The sequence below is a fragment of the Streptomyces hirsutus genome (genome assembly GCF_001418415.1).
Lineage (GTDB): Bacteria > Actinomycetota > Actinomycetes > Streptomycetales > Streptomycetaceae > Streptomyces > Streptomyces hirsutus.
Genome location: NZ_LIQT01000542.1, coordinates 1 through 7,786 on the forward strand (window position 1 = coordinate 1; position 7,786 = coordinate 7,786).

Below are 7,786 nucleotides of genomic sequence, written 5' to 3' on the forward strand. Positions count from 1 at the left end.
CGAGCCCGCACCCCGGGCCACCCCCGGGGCCGCGTCCGGCGTTACGTCCCGGCCCGAGCCGCTGCCCGTCGTGCTCGCCGGCGCCCGCGGCCACGGCCGCTGGCACCTCGCGAACATCCGCAGGCTCCAGGAGGACGGGCTCGTCCGGCTGGCCGGCATCTGCGAACTCACCCCGCTCACCGAGGACGAGTACGGGGGTGAACCACCCGAGCAGTCCGCCGACTTCGGCGCCCTGCTGGAGTCCACCGGAGCCCGGATCGCGGTCGTCTGCACCCCGATCCACACCCACACCGACCTCGCCCTCGCCGCCGCCGAACGGGGCGTGCACCTCCTGCTGGAGAAGCCGCCGGCGCCGTCCTACGCCGAGTTCCGCCGGATGGCCGACGGGGTCGCCGCCGCCGGGATCGCCTGCCAGATCGGCTTCCAGTCGCTGGGCTCGCACGCCGTGCCCGCCATCCGCGCCCTGGTCGCCGACGGTGCCATCGGCCGGCCGACCGGGATCGGCGGCGCCGGGGCCTGGGTGCGTCCGGAGGACTACTTCCGGCGGGCGCCCTGGGCGGGCCGGCGCCGGCTGAACGGCGTCGACGTGATCGACGGGGCGCTGACCAACCCGCTCGCGCACGCCGTCGCCACCGCCCTGGCGCTGGCCGGCAGCACCCGGGCCGAGGACGTCACCGGCATCGAGACCGAACTGCTGCGCGCCCACGACATCGAGTCCGACGACACGTCCTGCGTCCGCGTCACCACCGCACAGGGCCGGCCGGTCACCGTCGCCGCGACCCTGTGCGCCGAGCGGGCCGACGACCCGTACGTCCTCGTGCACGGCACCAGCGGCCGGATCACCTTCTGGTACAAGCAGGACCGCGTCCTGGTCCAGCGCGCGGGCCACGGCCCCGAGGAACTCCACTTCGGCCGGACCGACCTGCTGGAGAACCTCGTCGACCACCTCGTCACCGGCGCCCCCCTGCTGGTCACCCCGGACGCCACCGGCGCCTTCATGAAGGTCGTCGAGGCGATCCGGCGGGCCCCCGACCCCGCCCCGCTGCCCGCCGCCGCCTGGCGCCGCGTCCCCGGCGAGAACCGCCGCGTCGTCCCCGGCGTCGACGGACTCGTCGCGGCCGCCGCCGACACCCTGTCCCTCTACTCCGAACTCGGCGCCTCCTGGGCCCTGCCCGCAGGGCAGGCCGCACCCGGGTCCGCGCGGCAGTCCGGGGAACCGTCCGCACAGCAGTCCGCACCGCACCCGCCGAAAGAGGTGAGCACCCGATGATCAGTGACGACTTCGCGGTCCTGCGCGTTGCGGGCCGGCCGGTCGGCCGGTACGTCACCCGGCCCGAGCTGCCCCGCAGGCTCTCCCCGCGCCCGTACCTGCACCCCGTCACCACCCTGGCCGGTACGGCGGTCACCGAACTGTCCCCCGCGGACCACACCCACCACCTCGGCGTCGGTGTCGCCGTTCCCGACGTCGAGGGGCACAACTTCTGGGGCGGGCGCACCTACGTCCGCGACCGGGGCTCCACCGAGCTGGACAACCACGGCTCCCAGCGGCACACCGGCTTCCAGCTCCGGGACCCCGACGGCTTCGTGGAGGAGCTGCGCTGGATCGCCGCCCCCGGCGAGCTGCTGCGGGAGCGCCGTACCGTCGCCGCCACCGGACTCACCGACACCGCCTGGGCGCTCGACTTCACCTTCTCCCTCACCAACGTCACCAAGGCCCCGCTCTCCGTCGGCAGCCCGGCCACCAACGGCCGCGCCGGCGCCGCCTATGGCGGTTTCTTCTGGCGGGCCCGCAAGGAGGCGAGCGATCCGGAGGTCTTCACCGCCTCCGCCGAGGGCGAGGAAGCGGTGCACGGCCGCCCGGCCGACTGGGTGGCCCTGGCCGGCGCCGGCTGGACGCTGGTGTTCGCCGGGGCCACGGAGGCGACCCGCCACGACCCCTGGTTCGTGCGCGCCGCCGAGTACCCCGGCGTCGGCTCCTCCCTCGCCCACGACGCACGGCTGCCGGTCCCGCCCGGGGAGACGGTGGTCCGCCGCGTCGTCACCGTCGTCGCCGACGGCCGCCTCGGCAGGGACGACGCCGCCGCCCTGGTCCGCAAGGCGGTGAGCCCGTGAGCGCTCCGCCGACGGACCTCACCTACCGCAACCCGGTGCTCGACGCCGACTGGTCCGACCCGGACGTGACCCGCGTCGGCGACGACTTCTACCTGACCGCCTCCAGCTTCGGCCGCGTCCCCGGACTGCCGCTGCTGCACTCCCGCGACCTGGTCAACTGGACACTCGTCGGCCACGCGCTGCAACGCCTGGAACCCGAGAGCGAGTTCGGGGTGCCCCGGCACGACTGCGGGGTCTGGGCGCCGTCCCTGCGTCACCACGACGACCGGTTCTGGATCTTCTGGGGCGACCCCGACCAGGGCATCTTCCAGGTCAACGCCCCCGAGATCCGGGGCCCTTGGACCCGTCCCCACCTGGTGAAGGCCGGCAAGGGCCTGATCGACCCGTGCCCGCTGTGGGACGAGGAGACCGGCGAGGCGTACCTCGTGCACGCCTGGGCGAGGTCCCGCTCCGGCGTCAAGAACCGGCTCACCGGCCACCGCATGCACCCCCACGGCACCGAACTCCTCGACGAGGGCAAGGTGATCGTCGACGCCGACCGCATCCCCGGCTGGTTCACCCTGGAGGGCCCCAAGCTCTACCGGCACGACGGCTGGTTCTGGATCCTGGCGCCCGCCGGGGGAGTGGAGACCGGCTGGCAGGGCGCCTTCCGGTCGCGCGACTTCTTCGGCCCGTACGAGGAGAAGGTCGTCCTGGAACAGCGGGACACCGACATCAACGGACCCCACCAGGGCGGCTGGGTGCGCACCCCGTCCGGCGAGGACTGGTTCCTGCACTTCCAGCAGCGCGGGGCGTACGGCAGGGTCGTGCACCTCCAGCCGATGCGCTGGGGCCCCGCGGGGAACACCTCCGGTTCATGGGGGTCCCCCCGCTCGAGCGAAGCCGAGAGTGGGGGAGAAAGCGGGAGCGGGGGAGGCTGGCCGGTGATCGGGGACGACGGCGCACCCGTCGCCGAGCACCGCCGCCCGGACCTGCCCGCCCAGCCGGCCGCCGCGCCCGCCACCGACGATGACTTCCCCGGCGGCCGGCACGGCCGTCAGTGGCAGTGGACGGCCAACCCCCGGGACGGCTGGGCCACCCAGCACTCCGCCGACGGCCTGCGGCTGACCTGCGTCCGTACCGCCGACGCGCACGACCTGCGCACACTGCCGAACGTCCTCACCCAGCGGCTGCCCGGCACCCCGTGCACCGTCGAGGTGGACCTGCGGCTCGACAGCCCGGAGCCCGGAGCACGGGCGGGCCTCGCCGTCCTCGGGGACGCCTACGCCTGGATCGGACTCCAGCGCGGCACGGACGGCACGGCACACCTCGTGCACCGGTTCGCCGAGACGGTCGCCGAGAGCGAACGCGACGCCGGCCACCCCCGGCTCGCCCCCGAAGGCGGGGTCCGGCTGCGGATCGAGGCCGGTGCCGGGGCCCGCTGCCGCTTCTCGTACGACATCGGGGACGGCTTCCGTCCCTCCGGGCAGACCTTCGCCGCCACACCGTGGCGCTGGGTCGGAGCCCTGCTCGGCCTGGCCGCCCTCGCCCCGATGGGCCAGGGGCACGCCGGGACGGCGACCTTCACGCGGTTCAGGATCAGTCCCGCTTGACCACCCTCCTCCGTACGCCTGTTGGGAGCCGCAATGACGCACCTCCTGGGCAAGCGCTTGCTGATGCCGACCTCGATCCCGGGCACGATCCCGGCGCCCGCGCCGGCACCGCCCCCCACGTGACCGAGCCCCGCCGGACGACCACGAACGCCCCCCACACCTGCACGTCCCGCACCTCCCGCACGTCCCGTTGGAACCAGAACCAGAAGAGAGCCGACCAATGAAGATCAGCAATCGCAGAAGCAGCAGCATCGGCAGGCGCCGGACTCCGGTCGCCGTCGCCCTGGGCGCCGTGCTCGCGCTGACCGTCACCGCCTGCGGCGACGACGGCAGCGGCGCGGGCGGCGACAAGGGTGCCGAGGGCAGCGGCACGGGCAAGATCACCTTCTGGGACAACAACGGCGGTGTCCGCACCGACATCTGGAAGGAGGTCATCGCCGACTTCGAGAAGGCCAACCCGGACATCAAGGTCGAGTACGTCGGGATCGCCTCCACCGAGTACCAGTCCAAGGTCGACACCGCCATCCAGGGCGGCGGCCTGCCGGACGTCGGCGGTGTCGGCGCGGCGATGCTCGCGGGCTTCGCCGCCCAGAAGGCGCTCGACCCGCTGGACGACCGGCTGGGCGAGTCGTCTCTCGACGGCAAGCTGAACAAGGACATGGTCGAGTCGCTGCGCGCCGCCGGCGGCGGTGACGACGAGCTGTACTCGATCCCGACCTCCGCGAACAACGGTGTCCTCTACTACCGCACCGACCTGTTCGAGAAGGCGGGCCTCGAGGAGCCGACCACCTGGGACCGCTTCTTCAAGGCCGCGGACAAGCTCAGCGACAAGGGCAAGAACGAGTTCGGCTACACCATCCGCGGTGGCGCCGGCTCCATCGCCCAGGCCCTGGACGCGATGTACGGGCAGTCCGGCATCACCACGTTCTGGGACTCCACCGGTGAGAAGACCACGGTCAACGACCCGAAGAACGTCGAAGCGCTGGAGAAGTACGCGGGTCTGTTCAAGAAGGTCACTCCCGCCGCGGACCTGAACAACGACTTCACCAAGATGGTCGCGCAGTGGGACTCGGGCACCATCGGCATGCTCAACCACAACCTCGGCTCGTACCAGGACCATGTGAAGGCGTTCGGCACCGACAAGTTCCGGGGCATCCCGCAGCCGACCGGACCCGACGGGGCCCGGGTCCAGGTCTCCAACCCGGTCGACGGGCTCGGCGTGTTCCAGAGCTCCAAGAACAAGGACGCCGCCTGGAAGTTCATCGAGTACGCCACCTCGCACGAGGCCAACTCGAAGTTCAACGAGTCCGCCGGACAGGTGCCGGCCCACCTCGACGCGGCCAAGGACGACTGGATCCAGAAGGCGGAGCCGACGAAGCTGGCCGCGGACGCGCTGAGCGACGGGTCGACGACGATCGTCCAGCTGCCGTACTACCTGCCCGACTGGAACACCATCTCCAAGGCCGACAACGAGCCCGGCTTCCAGAAGGTGCTGCTCGGGGACATGAGCGCCAAGGACTTCCTCGACAACCTGGCCGAGCAACTGAACGAGGCCCAGGCCGAGTGGCAGGAGCAGATGGCCTGAGCCGCGTCCGGCGACACCGCGGGGCGGCCCGTCACCTCCGGGGCACGGGCCGCCCCCGCGACCGGCCGCGCCCGCCCGGCCGCGGCCCGCACACAGGTACAGTCCCGCGCCCCCCACGGGGCTCCTCCGGACCCTTGCTGAAAGGCACAGGCTTGTGTCGCTCACTCGCAGACAGGTATCCGCCGCCGGTCTCGGCCTTCCCCTCGCCCTCGCCGTGACCGGCACCGCCCGGGCCGCCGCCGGGCGTCCCCGCCCCCGCACCCTCTACATCGCCGGGGACTCCACCGCGGCCCAGAAGTACGCCGACGCCGCCCCCGAGACCGGGTGGGGCACCGCGCTCCCCTTCCTGCTCCGCCCCGGCCTCGAGGTCGCCAACCACGCGGTGAACGGCAGGAGTTCGAAGAGCTTCGTCGACGAGGGGCGGCTGGACGCGATCCTCGCCGCCGTCCGGCCCGGCGACCTCCTGCTGATCCAGTTCGCGCACAACGACGAGAAGGCCACCGACCCGACCCGCTACACCGAGCCCTGGACGACGTACCGGGAGTATCTGCGGCTGTACGTCGACGGGGCCAGGGCCCGTGGGGCGCGGCCCGTGCTGGCCACCGCGGTGGAACGCCGGAGGTTCGACGCGGGGGGTGCCGCCGTGCCGAGCCACGGCGACTATCCGGCGGCGATGCGGGCGCTGGCGCGGGAGGAGCGGGTCGCACTGCTCGACATCCAGGCCCTGTCGCTGGCGCTGTGGCAGGAGCTCGGGGCCGAGGAGACGAAGAAGTACTTCAACTGGACGGCGACCGAGCAGGACAACACGCACTTCAACCCGCCCGGCGCCATCGCCGTGGCGCGGCTGGTCGCCCGGGAGCTGCTGCGCACCCGGGTGCTCGCGCCGCGGGACGTGCGCCGGCTGGACGACGTGATCCCGGAGTCCTGGATCACCTGGCCGGACGGCGGCGCCACCGCCTGACCCGCCTCGCGCGCACCGTGCGAGGCGCGTGAGTCACGCGAGTGGCGCGCACGACGGTCCGCGACACCGACGGAACGAGACACAGGGAGACCCGCACCATGACCCGCACCCCGAACAGACGTAACTGGCATGAGCATGCCACGATAAAGGCCGCCGGACTGGCCGGCTGCACCGCCCTCGCCCTGGCCCTGACCGGCACCGGCGCCCAGGCGCACGGCGGCCACTTCGGTGACCACCCCGGCAAGCACCGCGACCCCGCCCGGCAGACACTCGGCGCGAACGACGGCTGGGCGTCCCACGGCGCCGGCACCACCGGAGGCGCCGGCGCCGCCCCCGAGCACGTCTACACCGTCAGCGACTGGGCCGGGTTCAAGGCGGCCCTGGCGGACGGCGGCAGCGCGCCGAAGATCATCAAGGTGCGGGGGACCATCGACGCGGTCTCCGACGGCTGCGACTCGCTCGCCGTCCCCGGCTACGACTTCGACGCCTACCTGGAGAAGTACGCACCCGAGACCTGGGGCCTGGAACAGGACCTGAGCGACGAACCCGACGACAGCCCCGAGGGCCTGCGCAGGGCCTCGGCGGCCCGGCAGAACACCACGATCAAGGCGAACGTACCCGCCAACACCACGATCATCGGCATCGGGAAGAACGCCGGGTTCAAGGGCGCCGGCCTGCAGATCAAGGACGTCGACAACGTCATCGTCCGCAACCTCACCCTCGAGAGCCCCCTCGACTGCTTCCCGCAGTGGGACCCGACCGACGGCGACAGGGGCAACTGGAACTCCGAGTACGACACCGCCGTCGTGTACAACGCCACCCACGTCTGGCTGGACCACAACACCTTCACCGACGGCGAGCACCCCGACAGCGCGGCCCCCACCCACTTCGGGATGCTGTACCAGCAGCACGACGGCGAGCTGGACATCGTCCGCGGCGCCGACTACGTCACCGCCTCCTGGAACGTCTTCACCGAGCACGACAAGACGATCCTGATCGGCAACAGCGACGGCGAGTCCACGGCCGTCGGCGACCGGGGCAAGCTGAAGGCGACCTTCCACCACAACCTGTTCTCGAAGCTGGTCGAGCGCGCGCCGCGCGTCCGCTTCGGGCAGGTCGACGTCTACAACAACCACTTCGTGGCCGACGCGGGCTACGGCTACAGCTTCGGCATCGGCAAGGAGTCCCAGCTCGTCGCCGAGCACAACGCGTTCACCCTGGCGAAGGGCGTCAGCCCGGCCAAGATCCTCAAGCGGTGGAACGACTCGCCGCTCACCGCGCAGAACAACCTCGTCAACGGCAAGCGGGTCGACCTGATCGCCGTGCACAACGCGGAGATCCCCGAGGAGACCCTCCGGTCCGGCGCCGGCTGGACACCCACCCTGCGCGCCGACGTCGACCGGGCGCAGGCGGTGCCGGCGCTGGTCGAGCACGGTGCGGGAGCGGGCCGCCTCCGCTGACCTCCTTCCTGCGCCCCTGACGCCGGGGCGGGCGCGTACCACCCCCACTGTGGCGCGCGCCCGCCCCGGTCCACCC

General features: G+C 72.6%; 6 protein-coding genes. All 6 read left to right on the plus strand.

The genetic code is table 11. The annotated features are described in order from the left end of the window. The first annotated feature begins 61 nt into the window (after positions 1-61). Positions 62-1,270, plus strand: coding sequence for a Gfo/Idh/MocA family protein (locus tag AOK11_RS33760; RefSeq protein ID WP_079035250.1), 1,209 nt, complete (start codon positions 62-64; stop codon positions 1,268-1,270). After that, the gene (locus tag AOK11_RS33765; RefSeq protein ID WP_055597482.1) at positions 1,267-2,112 is read left to right on the plus strand and encodes a DUF6807 domain-containing protein; all 846 of its coding nucleotides are present in this window, start codon (positions 1,267-1,269) and stop codon (positions 2,110-2,112) included. Before AOK11_RS33760 ends, AOK11_RS33765 begins: the two co-directional genes overlap by 4 nt. Further along, the gene (locus AOK11_RS33770; RefSeq protein WP_055597483.1) at positions 2,109-3,704 is read left to right on the plus strand and encodes a glycoside hydrolase family 43 protein; all 1,596 of its coding nucleotides are present in this window, start codon (positions 2,109-2,111) and stop codon (positions 3,702-3,704) included. The genes AOK11_RS33765 and AOK11_RS33770 overlap by 4 nt, the downstream gene beginning before the upstream one ends. 220 nt (positions 3,705-3,924) lie before the next feature. Continuing rightward, positions 3,925-5,289 carry an ABC transporter substrate-binding protein gene (locus AOK11_RS33775; RefSeq protein WP_055597484.1) on the plus strand — a complete coding sequence of 455 codons (1,365 nt, stop codon included), beginning with the start codon at positions 3,925-3,927 and terminating at the stop codon, positions 5,287-5,289. 154 nt (positions 5,290-5,443) lie between these two features. Continuing rightward, positions 5,444-6,250, plus strand: coding sequence for a rhamnogalacturonan acetylesterase (locus AOK11_RS33780; RefSeq protein ID WP_055597485.1), 807 nt, complete (start codon positions 5,444-5,446; stop codon positions 6,248-6,250). A 98-nt stretch (positions 6,251-6,348) separates the two neighbouring features. Further along, positions 6,349-7,710 carry a pectate lyase family protein gene (locus AOK11_RS33785; RefSeq protein WP_055597486.1) on the plus strand — a complete coding sequence of 454 codons (1,362 nt, stop codon included), beginning with the start codon at positions 6,349-6,351 and terminating at the stop codon, positions 7,708-7,710. The last annotated feature ends 76 nt before the right edge of the window (positions 7,711-7,786 follow it).

Bases quoted from the DNA above. Each gene is read 5' to 3' on its own strand.
- AOK11_RS33765 (WP_055597482.1), top strand. From the start codon at position 1,267: ATGATCAGTGACGACTTCGCGGTCCTGCGCGTTGCGGGCCGGCCGGTC.
- AOK11_RS33775 (WP_055597484.1), top strand. From the start codon at position 3,925: ATGAAGATCAGCAATCGCAGAAGCAGCAGCATCGGCAGGCGCCGGACT.
- AOK11_RS33785 (WP_055597486.1), top strand. From the start codon at position 6,349: ATGACCCGCACCCCGAACAGACGTAACTGGCATGAGCATGCCACGATA.